Annotated in this window: 16 protein-coding genes and 4 pseudogenes; 12 read left to right on the plus strand and 8 right to left on the minus strand. The window is 59.5% G+C overall.

Annotation, left to right across the window (positions count from 1 at the left end; genetic code table 11):
• The first annotated feature begins 12 nt into the window (after positions 1-12).
• Positions 13-1383, plus strand: a complete 1371-nt coding sequence (locus JCM25414_RS00200; protein WP_025840329.1) for an L-serine ammonia-lyase — start codon at positions 13-15, stop codon at positions 1381-1383.
• A gap of 54 nt (positions 1384-1437) precedes the next feature.
• Here JCM25414_RS00200 and JCM25414_RS15365 read toward each other — a convergent pair.
• The 3 genes and pseudogenes from JCM25414_RS15365 to JCM25414_RS00215 all read right to left on the minus strand — a co-directional run bounded on the left by JCM25414_RS15365 (position 1438) and on the right by JCM25414_RS00215 (position 4308).
• Positions 1438-2216, minus strand: a pseudogene (locus JCM25414_RS15365) (acetoin reductase).
• Between the two features lie 149 nt (positions 2217-2365).
• Entirely contained in the window at positions 2366-2812 is a 447-nt protein-coding gene (locus tag JCM25414_RS00210; protein ID WP_025840330.1) for a DNA polymerase III subunit chi, read from the minus strand.
• Positions 2812-4308 (minus strand): leucyl aminopeptidase, encoded by a 1497-nt coding sequence (locus JCM25414_RS00215; protein WP_025840331.1) that lies wholly within the window; start codon positions 4306-4308, stop codon positions 2812-2814. Before JCM25414_RS00215 ends, JCM25414_RS00210 begins: the two co-directional genes overlap by 1 nt.
• Positions 4309-4494: 186 nt before the next feature.
• Here JCM25414_RS00215 and JCM25414_RS00220 point away from each other — a divergent pair, with 186 nt between their 5' ends.
• On the plus strand, positions 4495-5280 hold the full coding sequence (locus JCM25414_RS00220; RefSeq protein WP_025840332.1) for a sulfite exporter TauE/SafE family protein: 786 nt from the start codon (positions 4495-4497) through the stop codon (positions 5278-5280).
• 118 nt (positions 5281-5398) lie between these two features.
• On the opposite strand, the gene JCM25414_RS00225 is transcribed toward JCM25414_RS00220, so the two are convergent.
• From JCM25414_RS00225 to JCM25414_RS00245, 5 genes are read right to left on the minus strand one after another with little or no spacing between them, the layout of a single operon-like run.
• The gene (locus JCM25414_RS00225) at positions 5399-5833 is read right to left on the minus strand and encodes a molybdenum cofactor biosynthesis protein MoaE (RefSeq protein WP_025840333.1); all 435 of its coding nucleotides are present in this window, start codon (positions 5831-5833) and stop codon (positions 5399-5401) included.
• Positions 5830-6072 carry a MoaD/ThiS family protein gene (locus JCM25414_RS00230; RefSeq protein ID WP_025840334.1) on the minus strand — a complete coding sequence of 81 codons (243 nt, stop codon included), beginning with the start codon at positions 6070-6072 and terminating at the stop codon, positions 5830-5832. The genes JCM25414_RS00225 and JCM25414_RS00230 overlap by 4 nt, the downstream gene beginning before the upstream one ends.
• 1 nt (position 6073) lies before the next feature.
• On the minus strand, positions 6074-6550 hold the full coding sequence (gene moaC / locus JCM25414_RS00235) for a cyclic pyranopterin monophosphate synthase MoaC (RefSeq protein ID WP_025840335.1): 477 nt from the start codon (positions 6548-6550) through the stop codon (positions 6074-6076).
• 1 nt (position 6551) lies between these two features.
• Positions 6552-7589, minus strand: a complete 1038-nt coding sequence (gene moaA / locus JCM25414_RS00240) for a GTP 3',8-cyclase MoaA (RefSeq protein WP_025840336.1) — start codon at positions 7587-7589, stop codon at positions 6552-6554.
• The gene (locus JCM25414_RS00245; protein ID WP_025840337.1) at positions 7579-8778 is read right to left on the minus strand and encodes a molybdopterin molybdotransferase MoeA; all 1200 of its coding nucleotides are present in this window, start codon (positions 8776-8778) and stop codon (positions 7579-7581) included. Before JCM25414_RS00245 ends, moaA begins: the two co-directional genes overlap by 11 nt.
• A gap of 485 nt (positions 8779-9263) precedes the next feature.
• On the opposite strand from JCM25414_RS00245, the gene JCM25414_RS00255 reads away from it, so the two are divergent.
• From JCM25414_RS00255 to JCM25414_RS15385, 10 genes and pseudogenes are all read left to right on the plus strand, one after another.
• On the plus strand, positions 9264-10385 hold the full coding sequence (locus JCM25414_RS00255; protein ID WP_025840339.1) for an HlyD family secretion protein: 1122 nt from the start codon (positions 9264-9266) through the stop codon (positions 10383-10385).
• Positions 10382-11962: pseudogene (locus tag JCM25414_RS15370) on the plus strand (DHA2 family efflux MFS transporter permease subunit). The gene JCM25414_RS00255 and the pseudogene JCM25414_RS15370 overlap by 4 nt, the downstream one beginning before the upstream one ends.
• Positions 11963-12024: 62 nt before the next feature.
• Positions 12025-13578 (plus strand): efflux transporter outer membrane subunit, encoded by a 1554-nt coding sequence (locus JCM25414_RS00265; RefSeq protein ID WP_051535625.1) that lies wholly within the window; start codon positions 12025-12027, stop codon positions 13576-13578.
• A gap of 96 nt (positions 13579-13674) precedes the next feature.
• Positions 13675-15177 (plus strand): glucose-6-phosphate dehydrogenase, encoded by a 1503-nt coding sequence (gene zwf, locus JCM25414_RS00270; RefSeq protein ID WP_025840341.1) that lies wholly within the window; start codon positions 13675-13677, stop codon positions 15175-15177.
• A gap of 100 nt (positions 15178-15277) precedes the next feature.
• Entirely contained in the window at positions 15278-17035 is a 1758-nt protein-coding gene (locus JCM25414_RS00275) for a glycoside hydrolase family 15 protein (RefSeq protein WP_206777939.1), read from the plus strand.
• Positions 17036-17357: 322 nt separating this feature from the next.
• The gene (locus JCM25414_RS00280; protein ID WP_051535626.1) at positions 17358-17777 is read left to right on the plus strand and encodes an NADH-quinone oxidoreductase subunit A; all 420 of its coding nucleotides are present in this window, start codon (positions 17358-17360) and stop codon (positions 17775-17777) included.
• Positions 17778-17813: 36 nt separating this feature from the next.
• Positions 17814-18455 (plus strand): NADH-quinone oxidoreductase subunit B, encoded by a 642-nt coding sequence (locus tag JCM25414_RS00285; protein WP_025840344.1) that lies wholly within the window; start codon positions 17814-17816, stop codon positions 18453-18455.
• Between the two features lie 97 nt (positions 18456-18552).
• Positions 18553-20228, plus strand: a pseudogene (gene nuoC, locus JCM25414_RS15375) (NADH-quinone oxidoreductase subunit C/D); the annotation flags it as partial.
• Positions 20215-20802 carry an NADH-quinone oxidoreductase subunit NuoE gene (gene nuoE / locus JCM25414_RS15380; protein ID WP_242403186.1) on the plus strand — a complete coding sequence of 196 codons (588 nt, stop codon included), beginning with the start codon at positions 20215-20217 and terminating at the stop codon, positions 20800-20802. The pseudogene nuoC and the gene nuoE, both read left to right, overlap by 14 nt.
• Positions 20723-22037 (plus strand): annotated as a pseudogene (locus JCM25414_RS15385) (complex I 51 kDa subunit family protein). The gene nuoE and the pseudogene JCM25414_RS15385 overlap by 80 nt, the downstream one beginning before the upstream one ends.
• Positions 22038-22046: the final 9 nt, after the last annotated feature.

Here is a 22046-nt window from a genome sequence, read left to right on the forward strand (position 1 = left end):
GACGAGACGCGTATGATCAGCCTGTTCGATCTTTTCAAAATCGGTATCGGTCCGTCATCATCGCATACGGTGGGGCCGATGCGCGCGGCGCAGCGTTTCATGACGTCGCTCACCGATTTCGACAGCATCATGCGTCTTCGCGTCACGCTTTACGGGTCTCTGGCATGGACGGCGCAGGGTCATGCCACGGACAAGGCGGTCATTCTCGGCCTGTGCGGAGAATTGCCGCAGAGTATCGACCCGGATGCGGCTGACGGGATCGTGGCGCAGGTCGAAGCGAACAGACATATCGTTTTCGACGGGAAAGTACTGCCCTTCGACCCGGTTCACGATCTGGTTCTCGACAAGCAGAGTGTGCCTCCCGTTCATCCCAACACACTGCAATTCGAGGCGTTGAACGCAGAAGGCGAGCCATTGGAGGTGGCGCGTTTCTGCTCGGTGGGCGGTGGCTTCATCGTGCCTGAGAAAGCGACCGAGACGGCAGGCTATGCCCAGCCCAGCGTGCCTTATCCATTCACCAGTGGCGCCGAATTGCTGCATCAGGCCAGATTGCACGATCTGAGTATTGCGGCGCTTGTCATGGAAAATGAATGCGCCCTTCGCCCCAGAGACGAGATCGTCGCCTATCTGGATGAGATCATCGCCGTGATGATGGCCTGCATCGCGCGCGGGATGGAACAAAGCGGCATCCTGCCGGGGCGTTTGAAAGTACGCCGCAGGGCGCAGGCCCTGCATGAGAAACTCAGGGAGAGAGAGCGCGCGAATACACGCTCTGCTCATGGCATCATGGACTGGATCAGCCTTTTCGCCATCGCGGTGAATGAGGAAAATGCCGCCGGTGGCCGCGTGGTGACGGCTCCTACCAATGGTGCCGCCGGAATCATTCCCTCGGTCTTGCGCTATTATCGCGATTATTGTCCGCCTTTGCCGCCAGCCACAGCGCAGCAAGGCATGCGCGATTTTCTGCTTACCGCTGGCGCCATTGGGGGGCTCTTCAAGCTTAATGCCTCGATTTCCGGGGCCGAAGTGGGCTGTCAGGGCGAGGTGGGCGTCGCCTCTTCGATGGCCGCAGCAGGGTTGGCAGCGGCTCTGGGCGGCACGCCGGAGCAGATCGAGGACGCTGCCGAGATCGGCATGGAGCATCATCTGGGCATGACCTGCGATCCGGTGGCGGGGCTGGTGCAGATTCCCTGCATCGAGCGCAATGCTTTCGGGGCTGTGAAAGCGATCAATGCCGCATCGCTCGCCCTGAATGGCGATGGTGCCCATATGGTCTCGCTCGATCAGGTCATTCGGACCATGGCCGAGACGGGGCGCGACATGAACCATCGCTACAAGGAGACGTCTCTGGGTGGCCTTGCTGTCAATCTGCCAGAGTGCTGAGCAACGCGCTGACCGGAATGTTGAAAAGTCCATTGCGCGGCATTTGGTAAAAGATCAGCGATAGACGACGCCGCCATCGGTCAGGATGGCCTGACCGGTGATGTAGTCCGAATCGGGTCCTGACAGGAAAGCGACGAGCGCTGCCACGTCATCGGGCGTCTGGGCACGGCCGAGCGCGATACCCTCAACGAATTTCTTGTAGGTCTCGCCCTTTTTCGAGCCGGTCACCTCGGCAAAGCGCTCATCGATTTCGACCCACATATCCGTGCCCACAATGCCGGGGCAGTAGGCATTCACGGTAATGCCCGCGCTTGCATATTCCTTGGCAGCAGCTGGGTGAGCGCGCGCACAGCGAATTTCGTGGCTGAATAGACGCCGAGCATCGCAAACCCGTCATGACCTGCAATGGAAGAGGCGTTGATGATCTTGCCCTTCTGCTTGCGCGCCTTGAATTTGGCAGCAGCGGCCTGAATCCCCCAGAGCACACTCTGGATATTGATACGCAGAATGCGTTCGACCTCCTCGGGCATGACATCGGCAATCGGGTTGACCTGCGCGATACCCGCATTGTTGATCATGACATCGAAGCCGCCCAGTTCGGCCTCGGCATGATCGATCGCGGCATAGACGGCATCGCGGTCGCTCACATCGGCGGCAAAGACGCTGGCCTTGCGACCGAGCGCTTCGATTTCGTTCTTCACGCTGTGCAGCTTGTCCGTCTTGAGATCGACAAGGGCGATATCAGCGCCGTCTTTCGCCAGACGGTGTGCGATGCCGCGACCGATTCCCTGTGCCGCGCCAGTAACGAGAATGACTTTTCCGCTGAGTGACATGATCGCTCTTTCCTGAAGAGAGCCGGCACCTTTTCTTTTAGAGGTGCTGCGGTTCTGATGCGTGATCAGTAAACGTCGCAGTAAAGAGCCGGATCTATCGGATGATCGTTTTGTGATAAGAGCGATATACTATGTCGAAAGGCAGGATTTTACCCGGCTTTCTTCCAGCCGCGTTCCTGCTGTTGCCAATAGGCGAGGCTGTGCCCTGCCTGTTTCACAGTTGTCCAGAATGTGCGGGCGCGTGAGACGGCCTGCGGATCATTGCCATCGAACAGGGTAAAGACGCGGTCGAACTCTTCCAGCCCCTGCTCGACACCACCATCGAGCAGGAATAAAAAACGGGCTCCATTGGGTACGTCGTCGCCCTTCGTCAGCCAGATGGGCTGACGAGGGCCATGCCCCATGGTCTGGCTGCCATGAGGAAGCCAGAGCGGGGTTTTTGCCTTCCAGAGCGCCTCGTCGAGCTGCTTGACCTGCGCGGCGTCGCGGCAGCGAATGACGGCGCGCTGCCCCGCATCGAGCGTACGGCCCAGAAGTGCGGGCAGGGCGTCTTCCAGCGTGGTGCGCGTCAGGTGATAGAAGCCGATTTCGCTCATCAGGCGCGGGTGTTTTCCGGCTCGTGATGACGCACTAGGGCGTCGAGCAGTCGTACGCCGAACCCGGTCGCGCCCTTCGGGCATTGCGGTGAGGCATCCGAGCGCCAGGCAACGCCTGCGATATCGAGATGGGCCCAGGGTGTGTCGCCCACGAAACGCGCCAGAAACTGCGCCGCCGTGATTGAGCTGCCGGGACGGCCCGTGATATTCTTCATATCGGCAATGTCCGAACGGAGTTGACGGTCATAAGCCTTGCCCATGGGCATGCGCCAGACCGCTTCGCCCGTCTGCTCGCCGGCTTCGAAAAGCGCAGCGGCAAGAACATCGTCATTGCTGAAAAGGCCCGCGCGTACATGACCGAGGCTTACCACGATCGCGCCTGTCAGCGTCGCCAGATCGACCATCAAACGGGGCTGGAAACGCTCCTTGGCATAAGCCAGCACATCCGCCAGAACGAGACGTCCCTCCGCATCGGTGTTCAGCACCTCGATGGTCTTGCCTGCATAGCTGCGCACCACGTCGCCGGGGCGCTGGGCATTGCCAGAGAGCATGTTCTCGACGAGGCCGACCACGCCGATGACATGGGTTTTCGCCTTGCGACGAGCCACGGCTTCCATCGCACCGACAACGGCAGCGGCACCGCCCATATCGGTTTTCATTTCATCCATGCCAGCAGCAGGCTTGATGGAGATGCCGCCGGAGTCGAATGTCACGCCCTTGCCGATAAAGGCGAGAGGCGCCTCTTCCGAACCGCGATAGCGCATGATCGCCACGCGGGCTTCCTGATCGCTGCCCTGCGCCACGCCGAGCAATGCGCCAAAGCCCAGCTCTGTCAACTTGACGGCATCGAGAATTTCGACCTCGACACCCAGATCGCGCAGTCCCTCGATGCGACGCGCAAATTCGGGCGGAGTCAGTACGTTGGGCGGCTCGCTGACCAGATCGCGTGCCCGGAACACGCCCTGCGCCACGGCGCGCAGATCTTCCCACGCCGATCGCACAGCGTCCGGGTTCTCGACCCCGAGATGCAGGCGTTGAAGCTGGGGCGCGTTTTCCGGTTCGTCTGTGTGATACAGGTCGAAGCTATAGCGACCGAGGGCCGCCCCATAAGCCGCATGCGCGGCGAACTCGGCACAACGTCCGGCAAAGGCGAGATCGGCATGGGTCGTGTCACGCACGGCCTTGGCCGCTTGTCCGCCAGCGGCTTCCATGGTCGGGATGTCCAGCTCGTCAGCCGGGCCACAGCCGATCAGGACAATCCGCGCGAAGGCAGCACAGGGGGCCAGCAGCACACAGCTCTGGTCGCGCTGGCCCTTGAAGCGCGAAATGGCGGCGGCGCGGCGCAGCGCCCCGCCTGTCGCCGCGTCAAGATGAGCAAACGGGCCGTTGGCGACATCGAAATCCGGTCCGGTCAGCAGGACGAGGGTCTGCTCCGATTCCGGCGCTCCCTTGCCTTGCAGGAGGGGAAACGGTGCCTGGATCTGGATGTCGAGCATGATCTTTCCGGTCAATTCTATGAATGTGCGACACTATCGTCATCGTGTCGGAAGATGGCAAGGCGGGGCAGAATTAATAACGACGAATGATCGTTCATTTAATTCAAACCACTATGAACGTTGATTAGTGCTAGGAAGTATGGCCTAGTCGCGCCTCGTTCCCCAAGAAGCGCATCAAGCTCCGACATGTCACTGCTTGCCGATCTGAATTGGCTGTTCGTTCTCTCTGGTCTCGGAGTCGGATTTCTGGTCGGCATGACCGGCGTTGGTGGCGGGTCGCTGATGACCCCTCTGCTGATCCTTTTGTTCAAGGTGCACCCTCAGGCTGCTGTCGGTACGGACCTGCTCTATGCCGCCATCACCAAATCGGTCGGTACGCTGGTGCATGGTCATCGCGGTGCTGTTGAATGGCGTGTGGTGCTGCGTATGCTGACAGGCAGTCTGCCCGCCACTCTGATCGCACTTTTGTTCCTGCACTGGTACGGCAGCCCGTCGCATGACACGACCAGACTGGTCTCTACCGCACTCGGTGTTGCCCTTCTGATCACCGCGCCCAGCGTTTTTTTCCGTAAAGAACTGCAAGCTTGGTCTCACCGCCATGCCGGAGAGCTTTCTCCCCGTGTCGCCGCCATTCTGACCGTCGTTCTGGGCGCCGTTCTGGGCGTAATGGTGACGCTCTCTTCCGTAGGTGCAGGCGCGATCGGTATGACCGTCCTGATCCTGCTCTATCCCTCGCTTAGCACAGCGCGTCTGGTCGGCTCGGATATTGCCCATGCCGTTCCGCTGACGCTGATTGCAGGTATGGGGCACTGGTATCTTGGTGCGGTGAAGATTCCGATGCTGGTTTCGCTGCTTTGCGGCTCCATCCCCGGCATCATTCTCGGTAGTCTGTGCGTCGGTCAGGTCAATGAGCGCGTACAGCGTACGGTTCTGGCCGCTGTGTTGTTCATCGTTGGCTGGCGTCTGGTCTGAAAGTGCTGCGGGGCGCTGCCCCGCTCCCCGGAAAGGGGCTTACCCCTTTCATCCCGGCAAAGGGTTTCCAAAGGGCGACGGCCTTTTGCGGGGTTTGGGGCGGAGCCCCTGCACGCCCTCAGGAGTCTTCGGCTACTTCATGGCAGGCGATCCATTCCGAATGCCCATCGGCATAGCGTTCGCGTTTCCAGATCGGTACGCGCCGCTTGATTTCGTCGATGACAAAGCGGCAGGCGGTAAAGGCGGCGTCGCGATGCGGAGCTGACACGCCGATCCATACCGCCATCTCGCCGATGGCGAGCGTGCCTATGCGATGAATGCAGGAGGCGGCGAGAATATCGAAGCGATCTTCTGCCTCTGCGAGCACGGCAAGGGCTTCGGCTTCGGCGAGGGGGGGATAGGCCTGGTAATCGAGGCCGAGCACCGCCTGCCCGTCGCTGTGGTTGCGCACCCAGCCTTCGAAACTGCAATAGCCGCCCGCTTCATCACGACGCAGGGTCGTAGCGAAACCGGTCGGGTCGATCGACGCTTCTGTCAGAAGGAAAGCGCTCATCCGCCAGATACCGGAGGGATGAATACGACATGATCGCCCTCTGCGGGGCGACGGTCCCAATGGGTAAAGGCAGCGTTGACGGCGACGCGCAGGCGGGATGCGGGCAGGGTGAAGCCGTGGCGCGTTGTCAGTTCCTGATAAAGCGCGGCAAGGCTGGCTGCTGTCGTATCGATTTCCTCCTGCACGCAACCAGCTTCGTCACGCAGAAGGGCGAAATATTCGAGGGTCAGGCGCGGCATGTCAGGGCGCGCCGAAATCGCGTTTGCCGCCCGTCTTGCCCATCAGGCGTACGTCCTGAATGACCATGTCATGGCTGAGCGCCTTGCACATGTCATAAAGCGTGAGGGCCGCCACGGTAGCGCCGGTCAGGGCTTCCATCTCGACACCGGTTTTGCCTTCGCATTTGACGCGGCAATCGATGAGCGCGTCGCATCCTTCAATGGCAATCTCGACCTTGCAGCCGGTGAGAGACAATGGATGGCAGAGCGGAATGAGCTGTGCGGTGGCCTTGGTGCCCATGATGCCCGCGAGTTGCGCCACGGTCAGCACGGCGCCCTTGCTGGTCATGTAGCCCGAATCGGCCAGTGTTTTGGCAACTTCGGGTGGGAAACGGAGCGTGGCTCGGGCATGGGCTTCGCGACGGGTGACATTTTTATCGCCGATCTCGACCATATGGGGGCGTTGTCCGGTTTCATCCACATGGGTCAGCGACACCATTTCAGCCTCCGATATAATACATTTCGATCCGCTCGCCCGAGGCGGGCTGGGGATCGGGATTGCGTATTTCACTATAACGATCTGCGCGGCCTCGCCAGATGCGACGGAGCTGCGTTTCGAGCGCGGCGTCATCGGAATCAGCGAGCGCTGGGCGCAGATCGGTGCCGGTTTTGGCGAAAAGGCAGGTATAAATCTGCCCCTCTGAAGACAGGCGCGCACGCGAGCAGTCGCCGCAGAACGGGGCCGTGACCGAGGAAATGAAACCGATCTCGCCACCACCATCGGCAAAGCGGTAACGCTGTGCGACCTCGCCACGATAGAGGGGGGCAAGCGGTTCGAGCGGATAGATGGCGTTGATGCGTTCCAAAAGCACGGCAGAAGGCACGACAGCACTTTCGGACCAGTGATTGCGTGTGCCGACATCCATATATTCGATGAAGCGAAGGGTAATGCCTGTGTGGCGAAAACGGCTCACGAGAGGCAGGATATCCTGCTCGTTGAAGCCACGCTGCACAACAGTGTTGATCTTGATCCCGCCGGGAAAGCCGCGTGAGGCAGCGTTGTCGATGGCGGTCAGCACCGTGCCGAGTTCGTCGCGACCACCGCTCATGCGGCTGAAAACAGTGGGGTCGAGACTGTCGAGACTGATCGTCAGGCGAGAAAGACCTGCGTGGTAGAGCGACTCCAGATGGCGGTCGAGCAGCACACCATTAGTGGTCAGCGCCACATCGTCGATGCCCGGCAGCGAGGCGAGCCGCGTCACGAGCGTATCGAGGCGGGGCCGCAACAAGGGCTCGCCGCCTGTCAGGCGCAGCTTGCTGACGCCAAGTCGCGCCGAAATGCGGGCGATACGCTCGATTGTCGTGAAGTCGAGGCGCTGCGCCGGTTCGAGAAAGGCGAAATCGTCGTGAAACACCGATAGCGGCATGCAATAGGGGCAGCGAAAATTGCATCGATCCATGACCGAAATGCGCAGATCATGCCAGGGCCGCGCCAGCAGATCTTTCGGCCGTTGAGGCGCAGTATCGTCACCATTCATGGAAGGGAACGCTCGTACCGGGGGGAAGGGGCGTCGTGCCAGGAGGGAGGGTAACGAGCCCCTGTGTGACGCCGAGGCGGTTGAAATCGCCCGAAGTAGGCATCGGATGAGGCATTGCCCGGGCGACGCCATCGGCGTCATGCACGAGTTGCACCGGTACGAGGCGGGTCATCGAAGGCAGGGGAGAAAAGGTCTCGCCAAGCTGCACCGAGACGACGCCTTGCTTGAGACCCTGAGCGCGCAAAAGTGCGGGCACGACATGCCGACTGCAACAGGCGAGCGCCGAGACGGGATTGCCGGGCAGGGCGAAAACCGGCTGGCCTTTGGGGGAGAGGCCGAACCAGAAGGGTTTGCCGGGACGCTGGGCGATTTTATGAAAAATTTTCTGTATCCCGAGTGCCGCGAGCGCCTGAGGTACGAAATCGAATTGTCCCATCGACACCCCGCCACTGAGAACCAGCACATCGTGCCGTTCCAGCAGCGTCGCAAGATGTTCGGTTGTCAGCGCCAGATCGTCTGGCAGCACGGCAAAGGCCTGACGGGTAAACCCCTTGCGTGAGAGAGAGGCGGCAATCGCGAATTCGTTCGAGCGGCGAATTTGCCATTCCTGAACGGGCGCGTCAGGCGCCACCAGCTCGTCGCCAGTCGAAACGACGGCAATCGAGGGAATGACCGAGACCTGGGGATGAGAGATTCCGTTGGCCGCCAGAATAGCCATTTCCGGCGGTGTGAGCCTCAAACCAGGGGTAAGCAGCGTTGCACCGCGTGCGCAATCTGCTCCCTTGGGATGGATATGCTGACCCTTTCGCGGCGTGACGCCAGCGTGCAGCGTAACAAGATCGTCCTGCGTGTCGAAATCTTCTCGCGGAATGATCGTATCGGTGCCGGTCGGTAACACCGAGCCAGTCATGACGGCAATCGCCTGATCGGATCCGCCTTGCATGTTAAGTGGGGGCCGACCGGCTGGCTGAGTGGCGACAACACGGAAGTCACGCTGGCCCTCACGCCAGGCCACTGCGATACCGTCGAGAATGACGCGATCGTAAGGCGGTAGAGCCCGCTCTGCGGTGACATTCTGGCGCAGGATGCGATTGGCCGCCTGATCGAGCGGGATCGCCTCGCCTGGAAAAGGAATCAATGCCTCCCCGATCAGGGTCTCGGCGGCGTCGATGGTCAGAAGCTCGTTCATGAGACCCTTTGTTGGCGAGGCAAGGATGCCAAGGCAACTGAATATGTGCCCGCAAAGGCAAGTTTGCCCGGTTCAGCCGCTGGAACGCGCAGGGCGAGGCGCAGGTCGGTTGAGTATGTATGACCCGCTTCGATGCCTTTGGAGTCTTTCAGAGGCATGCGACTGTCATCAAGCGGGTATTTGTTCTGAAGCGCGTCGGGTTGTGGCTTTTTCGTAACAGCCGTCAGACGGGTTTCGGGCAGGCGTATTTTCACGCAACCGAGAAGGGCAGCTTCCGGTTGAAGGCCTGGCAGCATTTGCACGTCCGGGCAGGTTTCAAGAGGGCAGACATTCTCTGAAACAGATGATTGAAGCACTCAGAGAGCTATGCTAGTCCGTGACCGAACCGAACGGTCATTTTCAGATCAGGCGAGTGAGACGTCGGGTTCAGAGACCCAGAAACCGAGTTGCTCCCGCAGAGAGGGAGTGACGGCGAGAGGATGCACATGGCGCAGGGCGACGATCAGGATAATCGCGCATCGCAGGGTGATGACGAACAGCAGAACGATCAGGGCAGCAAGAAGGGCGGCAAGAAGGCCAGTCCCCTCAAGCGCCTCATTCTCATTGCGGTCGTCGTCGTCATTGCGCTTGCCTGGCTGGGATACTGGTTGCTGACACGCAATCAGATCGAGACGGATGACGCCTATACGACAGGGCGCAAAATTGCCGTGGCGCCGCATGTAAACGGCTATGTCACGCAGCTTCTGGTTAATGACAACCAGTTCGTTCATGCAGGCCAGTTACTGGTCAAGATCGATGATCGCGACTATCTCGCTTCACTGCACAAGGCAGAGGCCAGCATCGCTCAGGCGCAGGCAAATTTTGCTGCAGCCACGCAAATGGTCATGGTTGCCAAGCAGAACTTCCCGGGTCGTCTGAATGCAGCAAAGGGCGCCCTGGCTTCGGCACAGGCGCAGCTCTTCAAGGCCGAAACCGATTACCGCCGCCAGCATAGCGTTTCCCGTGCTGCGACAACGCAGCAGGATATCGATTATTCCAAGGCTGCCCTCGATCAGGCTCATGCCGAAGTCATGCGCGCCGAAGGCGAATTGCAGCAGGCGACACCTGTCCAGCCGAATATCGAAAATCAGGAAGCCACGATGAAGCAGCAGAATGCTGCGCTCAAGGCTGCCGAGGCAGATCTGGTTCAGGCACAACTCAATCTTGGCTGGACAGAAGTGCGCGCACCGCATGACGGCTGGATTTCGCAGCGTAATGTCGAGCAGGGCGATTTCGTTCAGACCGGACAGAAACTGTTTTCCGTCGTCGAGCCCGAAGTCTGGGTAGTCGCGAACTACAAGGAAACGCAGATCAACAAGATGCGTCCGGGCCAGAAGGTCGAGATCGAGGTCGATGCCTACCCAAATCTCACGCTCCATGGCCATGTCGATTCGATCCAGCTAGGGGCCGGTGCCGCATTCAGTGCCTTCCCGCCCGAAAATGCGACGGGTAATTTCGTCAAGATCGTCCAGCGCGTGCCGGTCAAGATCCTGATCGATAGCGGGCTGGATCCAAATGTCCCTCTGCCGCTCGGCGTGTCCGTCGTGCCGACGGTGACCATTCCATGAGCGACGCGTCCGGCGAAAATCAAAACCACTCCAGTTGGAAGCCCAAAGCGAACCCCTGGCTGATTGCTGTGGTGGTGACGCTGGGCGCTTTCATGGAGGTGCTCGACACCACCATCATCAACGTGGCGCTCCCGCATATTTCGGGTGCGCTCGGCAGCTCCTACGATGACTCCACCTGGCGCTCACCTCCTATCTGGTGGCGAACGGCATCGTGCTGACCATTTCCGCATGGTTCGGCAAATTGCTGGGGCGCAAGCGCTACTTCCTGATCTGCATCGCCATGTTCACGGTCTCGTCCTTCCTTTGCGGATTGTCGACGAGCCTGCCCATGCTGATTGTTTTCCGCTTGATGCAGGGCTTCTTCGGTGGTGGTCTGCAACCGAATCAGCAATCGATCATTCTTGACACCTTCCCGCCGGAAAAACGTGGTGCAGCTTTCGGCCTGACGGCTATTGCGACCATCGTGGCGCCGATTCTCGGTCCGCTTCTCGGTGGGTATCTGGTCGATAACTATTCCTGGCGGTGGATTTTTTACGTCAATGTGCCGTTCGGCATTCTGACTCTCATCGGTGTGTCCGCTCTGGTGGAAGATCCGCCATGGGAGAAGCAGAAGCGCGAGAAGGTCGATGTGATCGGCATCTGCCTGATTTCGCTCGGTCTCGGCTGTCTCGAAATCATGGCCGATCGCGGCGAGGATGATGACTGGTTCGGGTCGCCCTTTATCGTGACGATGGCCGTGCTCGGCGTGGCTGGCGTGGTCGGTGCGGTTATCTGGCTGCTCAAGGCCAAAAATCCGCTTCTGAACCTCGCCATCTTCAAGGATCGCAATTTTGCGGTCGGCACGTTCCTCATGGCAATGGTCGGCGGACTGCTCTACGCTTCCGCGATCATCGTGCCGCAGTTCGCACAGCAGGTTCTGGGTTATACGGCGACGATTTCCGGCGAGGTTCTCGCGCCGGGCGGTGCGTCATCATCTGTCTGATCCCGCTTGTCGGCAAACTCATGGGGTTCGTGCAGGTACGCAATCTGATTGCTTTCGGATTCTTCCTGATGGGCCTCGCCATGTTCTATTCGGCGCAGCTTGTGCCGACCACCAGTTACGCCCATCTGGTCGAGTATCGTATTTTCCAGACCTCTGCGCTGGCCTTCCTCTTCGTGCCGATTTCGACGATTGCCTATTCGACGCTGCCGAAAGAGCTGAATTCTGACGCGTCGGCGATGTTCAGCATGTCGCGCAATTATATCGGGTCGCTCGCGATTTCACTCGCCACAGCGGCCATCACCGAAACCAAGCAGGTTCGACAAAGTCTGATGGCTCATTGGACTTCGGATTATCAGCCAACGGGCAGGATTATCTGCACACCGTGCACAAGGTGGCGGTCGATAACGGCATGACCTCGGCGGCGGCTCAGCAATTTGCCGTGCATAGCTACTATCAGAGCTTTCTTCAGCAGGTCTCCATGGTGGCCTATAATCAGACCTTCATGGTGATCGGAATCATGGCGTTCTGCGTCGTGCCATTCTGTTTCCTGCTCTCCCCGGTGGCCAAGAAGGGCCCGGCCGGAGGTGCCCATTAATGACTAATTTCACGACTTTCTGGAGCCACGCCTTGAAGACAGGCCGTTCCCCGCGCGCTCTGATGCTGAGCGGCGCCTCGCTCGCTATGGCTCTTTCCCTGCCAGGCTGTGTCGGGCCGAAATATCAGAAGCCCGATCTCTGGTCGCCCAGCCAGTATGATATGCATGCCCGTTCGGGTCAGGCTGGCAGCCAGACCACGACGGATGCTCCCGATCCGAACTGGTGGAAGATCTTCAACGATCCGACGCTGACCTCGCTCGAAACCCGTCTGGCAACGCAGAATCTCGATATCCAGCGTGCTGCGGCGCAGCTGGCGCAAAGTCGTGCGCAGCTGCTGATGGCCGGTGCCGAGCGCTTCCCCGGGCTTTCGGCCAGTGGGTCCTATACGCGCTCGCAATACAGCACCAAGTCGCTGCAGCGTATCCTTTCCGGCGTGGCCAAGGATAACGTCACGGCACTGGGGCAGCAGAACGCCACGCTGCTCGACCAGAGCGTGGGCGATGCGACCATTCCTCTGCTGAACCAGTGGAAATATTCGATCGACGCTCAATATGAAGTCGATATCTGGGGACGCGTGGCGCGCCAGTATGAGGCAGCCAAGGCCGACCTGCAGGCGAGCGATGAGGAGCGCCGCGGCGTGCTGATCGCGCAGCAGGCCGATATGGCAAATGACTATCTGACCCTGCGCGGGCTTCAGGAGCAGTTGCGCATCACTCGGGCCAATCGTGACACGCAGGCCCAGACACTCTCTCTGGCCAGAGAGCGCCAGAAAACCGGGCTCGTGACCGAACTCGACGTGACAAGCGCCGAGACGCAGCTCGATTCGACGACCGCCCAGATCGCTCAGGTCGAGCAGCGAATCGAACAACAGATCAACGCCATCAGCCTGTTGCTCGGAGCGCCTCCGGGCACGCTCAACGAGGAGCTGACACGCACGGCGGGCATCCCGGTTGTGCCGCCGCGCGTGCCGGTGGGTGTGCCTTCCGAACTGGCGCAGCGTCGCCCGGATATCCGTCAGGCCGAGGCGCAGCTCCATGCGGCCGTGGCCAATGTGGGTGAGGCCGAGGCCGAGTTCTATCCAAAGATCACGCTCAACGCCGATTTCGGGCTGCAATCGCTCTCGTTCCGCGATCTTGGCTTCTGGAATGCGCGTGCATGGAATATCGGCCCGTCCATCTCTCTGCCGATCTTTCAGGGCGGGCGTCTGCGCGGTCAGTTGATGCTCAACCGTTATGCTCAGAAAGCTGCCGCCATCACCTATCGCCAGACGGTGCTGGGTGCCTGGCGTGATGTCGATAACGCGCTTATCGCCTATCGCGACGAGCAGCGTCGTCGTGACGGGTTGCAGGCTGCGGTGGTTTCGGGGCAACGTGCGCTTCATCTGGCGCAGGATCAGTATCGCAGCGGTCTGACCACTTATCTGAACGTACTTTCAGCGCAGCGTGATCTGCTTTCTGCCGAGCTGCAGCTCGCCGATAGCACCACAACACTCGCGAGCAATCTGGCGCATCTGTATAACGCGCTGGGTGGTGGATGGGAGACGCAGTTCCCGCAAGACAAACCCGAAGATGCAACAATCCGGCAGCTTGGCGGGGACAGTCCCCGTCACGCCTGATCACGTTATTGTTTAAGCTTTATAAAATAATCGGATGATCTATTTGACGTGTTAGGCTTTTTCTCTCTTGCTCATTGAGCAAGAGGGAGGACCATCATGTCGATCGCCACTGAACAGCTACGCGATGCTCTGGGAAGCGTCGCCGAACAACAGCCTTGCAAGCTGGTTGTTTTCGGCGCGGGCGGCGATCTGACCCGACGCCTGCTTCTCCCCTCGCTCTACGATCTCGCCGTGGCGGGAGCGTTGCCCGACGACTTCCAGATCATCGCGGTTGATCGCGCCGAGCAGACCGGACAGGATTGGGCGGCGCGCCTGTTCTCCCTGGCTGAGCAGGATGCGAAAGACCCTTCCGCCGAATTCTCCTGTCCTCAGCTTGATCGAACGGTCTGGGATCGGGTGACGGCCAAGGCGCAGTATCTTTCAGGCGATTTCACACAGCCCGATATCTACACGACGCTCAGAGAGGCACTCGGCGCGGGTAATGTCATTTTCTATCTTGCTGTCGCATCGCGGTTTTTCGCCCGCATTGCCACGGGGCTGGGGCAGGGGGGATTGCTTAAAGAAGGGCGCGGTTTTCGACGTCTCGTGATCGAGAAGCCCTTCGGTCATGATTTTGCCTCGGCGCGCGAGCTGGATGCTGTGCTGCGTGCTCAGGCCGATGAAAGCCAGATTTACCGGATCGATCATTTTCTGGGCAAGGAAGCCAATCAGGGCATCATGATCGCCCGTTTCTCGAACGTGCTGTTCGAGCCGATCTGGCGCCGCGAATATATCGATCATGTGCAGATCACCGCTGCGGAAACAATCGGCGTCGAACAACGCGGGGCGTTTTACGAGCATACGGGTGCGCTTCGAGATATGGTGCCCAATCATCTGTTTGTGCTGCTGAGCCTGATCGCGATGGAGCCACCGTCGTCGCTCTCGGCTGACGCCGTGCGACAGGAAAAGACGCGCCTTCTGCAAGCCATACGCCCTATAAGGAAAGAGGATTACGTGCCGGGGCAATATGCTGCGGGGCAGATCGAAGGCGTATCGGTGCCTGGCTATCGCAGTGAGCCCGGTGTCGCGCCAGAGAGTCAGACCGAGACCTTCGCTGCTCTGAAGCTCTACATCGATAACTGGCGTTGGGGTGGCGTACCTTTCTATCTGCGCACCGGTAAACGCATGTCCGGGCGACGTACTGAAATCAATGTCGTCTTTAAAAAGCCACCTTATGCCCTGTTCAATCAGGATATGGACGACCCGCGTACCGGCAATGTTATCCGTTTTCTGCTCGACCCGGTGCGGGGTGTTTCGATCGATTTCGACGCCAAGCGGCCCGGTCTGTCAGAGGAGATTGCGCCGGTGAGTAGTCGGTTTCTTTATGACGATTTCTTCAGTAAGGCTCCCAATGTCGGTTACGAGGCGCTGCTGCATGATTGTATGGGCGGCAATCAGATGCTCTTCCAGAGTGCCGAGACCATCGAGGCGGCCTGGGCGGCAATCGACGCCATCGTGACTCCTGAAGCACCATATTTCTACAAGGCCGGTTCCGAGGGGCCGGACGAGGCAGCAGCCTTGCTTGCGCGTGACGGGCGTAGCTGGCTTCCTGTCAGATGAACCTGCCGGTTGTCTTGTCCGATATGCGCACGTTTCGGGTCGGTAAGCCGGCTTTCCAAAACAAGGTTCCTGTAAAAGGGCTGGGTCGAAAGAACTGATGATGAGTATGGCAATCGAAAACCACGCTGTGATCGGCGATCTGCGCACGACCGCCCTGGTCGCGCTCAACGGTTCGATCGATTTCATGTGCTGGCCCCGTTTTGACTCTCCGAGTGTTTTCGCGTCGCTGCTCGAGCCGAGCGCCGGGTTTTTTGAGCTGGCGCCGGTGCTCGAGGGGGGCAGATTTCGTCAGTTCTATGTGCCCGACACCAATGTCCTTTTGACGCGTGTGCTCTCACCTGAGGGGGTGAGCGAAATTTCAGACTTCATGACCCTTGCTCCGGATTACCCGGAGCAGCGCGTCATCAGACGTGTGAAGGCCGTTCGGGGCACGTTGAAGTTCCGGCTGCATTGTGCGCCACGTTTCGACTACGCCCGTGTTGGCCATAAGGCCCGTCTTCTGAATGAGAGGGTGATCCTGTTCGAACCGCTGCGCGATGATCTGCCGCCGCTGCGTATCAGTTCGACCATTCCCATGACGCTGATAAAGGATGACGCCTGCGCTGAGTTCGTACTGCAACTCAACGAGACGGCGACGTTCATGCTCGACAGCCTTACGACCGAAGAGAATCTCTGTCTCGAAGATCACTGGACGTCGACCGCGTTCAAGGCGACGGCCAATTACTGGATCGATTGGGTGGCGCGCGCGAGCTATCACGGACGCTGGCACGACCAGATCACCCGATCGACGCTCGCGCTCAAATTACTGACCTCGGCAGAGCATGGTTCGATGGTGGCGGCCGCGACTTTCGGGTTGCCTGAAGATCCCGGCGGTGTGCGCAATTGGGATTATCGTTATTGCTGGATCCGCGACTCGTCATTCATGGTCTATGCCTTCATGAAGACGGGGCATAAGGACGAGGCGACTGCTTTCATTCGCTGGCTGCATAAGCGTCGCCTCGAGGCGCAGCCGGGCGATGCGCGTCTGAAAGTCATGTATGCTATTGATGGCAAGGCTTTTGTGCCCGAGACCGACCTGACCCATTTCAGAGGTTTTCGTGATTCGCGCCCCGTGCGCATCGGGAATGGGGCGGAAGATCAGTTACAGCTCGATATCATTGGCGAGATGATGGATGCCGTCTATCACGCCGATCGTCATTGCGAACGACTGAGCTGGAAAGCATGGGAGTCCGTTGCCGAAGGCATAGACTGGCTCTGCCTGAACTGGAATCAGCCAGACGAAAGTATATGGGAAGTACGTGGGGGGAAAAAGCACTTCCTATTTTCTCGTATTATGTGCTGGGTTGCGCTTGATCGCGCAATTCGTCTGTCAGAAGAACGCGGGTTTCCTGCGCGGATCGCTGTTTGGGTGCGTGAGCGCAATGCCATTTATATGGATGTGCAGAACAATTTCTGGAATGAGGAACTCCAGTATTTTGTGCAGTACAAGGGGGGTACGGCTATCGATGCGTCCTGCCTGCTGATGCCTCTCATGGGATTTATCGGCGATCATGACCCGCGATGGGCCTCGACCCTGCGGGCTGTAGGCGAGCAGCTGCTCGATGACAGCCATGTCTTTCGCTATCATGTGGCTGAAGGCGATAATGAGGACGGGCTGGAAGGGCGTGAGGGCACCTTCACTATGTGTTCCTTTTGGTACATCGAGTGCCTGGCCCGATCCGGCGATCTGCTGATGGCGCGTTTCCTGTTCGACAAGACGCTCTCTTACGCCAACCATGTTGGGCTGTTTTCAGAGGAAATCGGTCCGGCAGGTGAGCATCTGGGCAATTTCCCGCAGGCTTTCACTCATCTCGCCTGATCAGGGCCGGGCAGTATCTCGATCAGGTAATATATCGCGATAAAGGCACTAGTTGAGAATTGGTATCAACTAAGTGTCGACGATTTTCTGAAATCGGCACGGAAGTTGATAATCAGTATCAACAAAAAGAGGACTATACCAATACCTAATTGATCACGGCTTCGTGTGTTCTCGGTCAGGTGATAGGCAGGCACTTGATGTGATGCTAGGCAATGGCGCAGAAAAAAACCTCACGACCACTAGCTTTTTAGTTCCAGACCGGTGTTACACGCCTTGATGGAACTCAGGCTACTGGTCCCGTCGGGAATAGGTGGTTGCGCCAGTGTCTCAGTTTCTTGCAGATCATGCTTTAGCGATCTACGTGGCCTTTACGGTCATCTTCCTTTGTATCGTGGTGGCGCTTTCTGCTGCTTTAGGGCCTCGTCGCGTCGGTGCCGCACGCGGTCGGTCGATGAGCCTGCCCTACGAGTCAGGTATCCTTTCCACAGGGTCGGCGCGTATCCGTCTGCCGGTTCAGTATTATCTGCTGGCCGTGTTCTTCGTGATTTTCGATGTTGAAAGCGTCTTCATCTATTCATGGGCTTCCGTGGTGGTCGAGGCTGGCTGGGCCGCCTTCATCTCGGTAGCGACCTTTGTCGTCTTTCTCACGCTCGCCCTGGTTTACCTCTGGCGCAGTGGTGCCCTCGAATGGCCCCAAGCACCGCCGCATGCCGGTCAAGGTGCCACCGAATTCCCCCGTTGAACTTGTCAAAATTCCCGCGCGCGAGGTCGTATAACGATGACTTGGACTCTTACCTCCGCCGTTGGCGAACCCCGCCTGCAATCTCCCGAAGAACTGCTGATGCATGATGATGTGCGTAGCAATCTCGTTGTGGGCAAGCTGCAGGATTTCATTTCGTGGGGGCAGAAGAATTCGGTCTGGCCGTTCAATTTCGGCCTGTCCTGCTGTTACGTTGAAATGGCGACGGCCTTTACCAGCCGTTACGACATCGCCCGCTTCGGTTCCGAAGTGCTGCGCGCCACGCCGCGTGAGGCCGACCTGATCGTGATTGCGGGTACGGTGTTCCGCAAGATGGCGCCCATCGTGAAGTATCTCTACGACCAGATGCTCGAGCCGCGTTGGGTCATTTCCATGGGCTCCTGTGCCAATTCGGGCGGCATGTATGACATTTACAGCGTCGTGCAGGGTGTCGACAGCTTCCTTCCGGTCGATGTGTATGTGCCAGGCTGCCCGCCGCGCCCCGACGCGCTGCTCGAAGGGCTGATGCTTCTTCAGGATTCCATCGGCAAGCAGCGTCGCCCGCTCAGCTGGATGGTGGGCGATCAGGGTGTGACCAAGGTGACCCCGGCCAGCATGCGCGACCTCAAGCGCGAGGAGCGCATGGCGGTTACCAAGCTGCGCACCCCGGATACGATCTGAGGAGCGGACAGCAATGAGCGAAGTTTTCGAAAAAACCCGTTCGGGCGTCATGGGTGCGGCAGTTGCCGCTTTCCCCCCGCACATGATCATGCTCGAAGAATCGACGCGCGATGGCGTGCCGACCTTCTGGGTGTCGCGCGGCCAGATCCGCGCCGTATTACAGGCGGTCAAGTCTGGCGGCACATTGCGCATGCTGCTCGATCTGACCTGCGTGGACGAACGCCAGCGTATCCATCGCGATGGTCTGCCGGCTTCCGATTTCACGGTTGTCTATCACATTCAGTCTTTCAACGGCCCGATCGACGAGGTGCGCTTCAAGGTGCCGCTTTCGGTCGATGATGCGAATATCGGCACCATTTCTGATATCTGGCCGAACGCGAACTGGCTGGAGCGTGAGGTCTGGGATCTGTTCGGCGTCGTGTTCGAGGGGCATCCCCATCTCTCGCGCATCCTGACCCCGCCCACATGGGTCGGTCATCCGCTGCGCAAGGACCATTATGCCCGCGCCACCGAGCGCCCGCCTTATACGCTCTCAGAAGACCAGGTTTTCGATGAGCAGGAAGCGCTGAAATTCGACCCCGAATCCTGGGGGATGAAGCGTCATTCCGACAACAGCGACTTCATGTTCCTGAACCTCGGCCCGAACCATCCTTCGGTCCATGGTGTGTTTCGTGTCGTGCTGCAGCTCGAAGGCGAGTTCATCGTCGATGCGGTGCCCGATATCGGTTCCATCATCGCGGTGCCGAGAAAATGGCCGAGCGCCAGACCTGGCACAGCTACATCCCCTATACCGACCGTATCGACTATGTCGGCGGGGTGATGAACAATTTCCCCTATGTGATGGGTGTCGAGAAGCTCGCAGGCATCACCGTGCCGCCCCGTGCGCAGCTTATTCGCGTGATGCTGGCCGAGTTCTTCCGTATCTCCAGCCATCTCGTGTTCTACGGAACCATGGTGCAGGATCTGGGTCAGCTTTCGCCGGTTTTCTATATCTTCACCGATCGCGAGCGCGTTTTCGAGATCATCGAGAAGATCTGCGGCTTCCGTATGCATCCGGCCTTCTTCCGCATTGGCGGCGTGGCCATGGATCTGCCGCAGGGCTGGGATGGCGAGGTTCGCGCGTTCCTTGACTACCTGCCAAGCGCCTGGACGAGTACAACGAACTCGTCATGAAGAACCCCATCTTCAAGGCCCGTACGAAGGGCGTTGGCGTCTATAATACCGAAGAGGCGATCGACTGGGGTGTGACGGGTCCGGGGCTGCGCGCGACGGGTCTGGAGTGGGATTACCGCCGCAAGGCGCTATTCGGGGTATGACCAGATCGATTTCGATATTCCGACCGCTGTCAATGGCGACTGCTATGACCGCGCTGCGGTGCATATCGAAGAGATCCGCCAGAGCCTGCGTATCATCCGCTACTGCCTCGATAACATGCCGGGTGGCGACTACAAGGCCGAGCATCCGCTGGCCATGCCGCCGCCGAAGCCGCGCACGATGCATGACATCGAGACGCTCATCCATCACTTCGTGGGCGTCAGCTGGGGGCCGGTCATTCCGCAGGGCGAAGTCCGCTCCTGCATCGAGGCCACCAAGGGGCTCAATCAGTATTACCTCGTGAGCGACGGCGGCACGATGTCCTACCGGACACGTATCCGCACACCGTCGTTCATTCATCTGCAACAGCTTCCGATGCTGTCACGCGGCACCATGATTGCCGATCTGATTGCGATTATCGGAAGCATCGATTTTGTGATGGCCGATGTCGACCGCTGAACTTACGGCGCAGGACGCCGAACTCCCACAGGATCTCGTCGATACGTTCATCGACATGGCCGCCCACGAGCATCATCCTCGTGGCGCCGCCATCGAAGCGCTGCGTCTGGTGCAGGAACGCTTCGGATGGATCAACGACGCCCATCTTGCCCATACGGCACGTATTCTGGGCATGTCCCAGGCCGATCTGGACGGGATTGCCACCTATTTCAATCTCCTGTTCCGCAAGCCGGTCGGCAAGAACGTGGTCATGCTCTGTGACTCCGTCTCCTGCTACATCATGGGTGCCGAACAGACGCGCGAACGCCTGTGCAAGAAGCTGGGCGTGAAAATGGGCGAGACGACGCCTGACGGTGAATTCACCGTTCTGCCGATCGTCTGCTCGGTCATTGCGACCACGCCCCGGCCATGCTGGTCGGAAAGGATCTTTTCGGTCCTGTCCGCCCGGAAGACATTGACGGCATCATCGACGACATTCGGGCGAGGAAGAAGTGATGACAGGTCTCAACCCCGAAAAGCAGCCGCTTCTGGCGCTCGTCAATCGCGAGACGCCGCTCGACCCGGCCGGTTATGACAAGAAGGGCGGCTGGCGCGGCCTGCGTCGCGCCCTGGGCATGAGCCCCGCCGAGATCATCACCGAAGTGACGGATTCCAAGCTGCGCGGTCGTGGCGGCGCTGGTTTCAGCACCGGCATGAAGTGGAGCTTTGTCCCCAAGGAATCCTCAAAGGACCGTCTCAAATATATCGTCGCCAATGGTGACGAGATGGAGCCGGGCACTTTCAAGGATCGCATCCTTGTCGAGGGTAACCCGCTTCAGCTCATCGAAGGCATGATCATCTCGGCCTATGCCATTCAGGCACGGCACGGCATCATCTTCCTGCGTGGCGAGTATCATCTTGGTCTTGAGCGTCTTCAGCAGGCGGTCATTCAGGCGCGTGAAGCCGGTTTCCTCGGTGAGAACATCCTCGCTCGGGCTTCGACTTCGATCTGCACGTCCATCCCTCCGCCGGGCGCTATATCTGCGGTGAGGAAACGGCTCTGATCACGGCGCTTGAAGGCCGTCGCGCCAACCCGCGCGCCAAGCCGCCTTTCCCTCAGATCGGTGGTCTGTGGGGCGCGCCGACGGTCGTCAACAATATTGAGACCTTCAGCAATATCCCGCACATCCTGGCCAATGGCACGGAGTGGTATCTGGGGCTGAGCGCCTGCATCGATGGCGGCACCAAGCTTTACGGTGTCAGCGGTCGTGCCAAGCGTCCGGGCGTGTTCGAGCTGCCTCTGGGCACATCGCTTGGCGTGATCCTGAACGAATGCGCCGGTGGCATGCAGGACGGCTACAAGCTGCGCGCCTTCCTGCCCGGCGGCGCCTCGACAGCATTTCTCGGGGCAGAGCACGCCGATATTATCATGGACTACCCGACGCCGGAGAAGGCGGGCAGCCGCCTCGGTACGGGTCTGGCCATTCTGCTCGATGACAAGACCAGCCGATCGGGATGATCCGCAATCTCGAGCATTTCTTTGCGCAGGAATCCTGTGGCTGGTGCACGCCCTGTCGTGATGGCCTGCCCTGGGTCGAGCGCCTTCTGATCGCCATTGAAGAAGGGCGCGGCACGCCGGACGATATCGAGCGGCTGCATGATGCTGCCCGCCTGATCGGCCCGATGGGACGCACCTTCTGTGCTCACGCCCCCGGCGCCATCGCGCCTCTGGCCAGCGGTCTGAAGCTGTTCGCCGAAGATTTCCAGCGACTTGTCAGCAAGGCCACCCCCGGCACCGCAGAGAGCGGCGCCGCAGGGCAGGCGGCGTAGGAGGAACGG

This window comes from Asaia platycodi JCM 25414, assembly GCF_000614545.1.
In the GTDB taxonomy this organism is placed as follows: domain Bacteria; phylum Pseudomonadota; class Alphaproteobacteria; order Acetobacterales; family Acetobacteraceae; genus Asaia; species Asaia platycodi.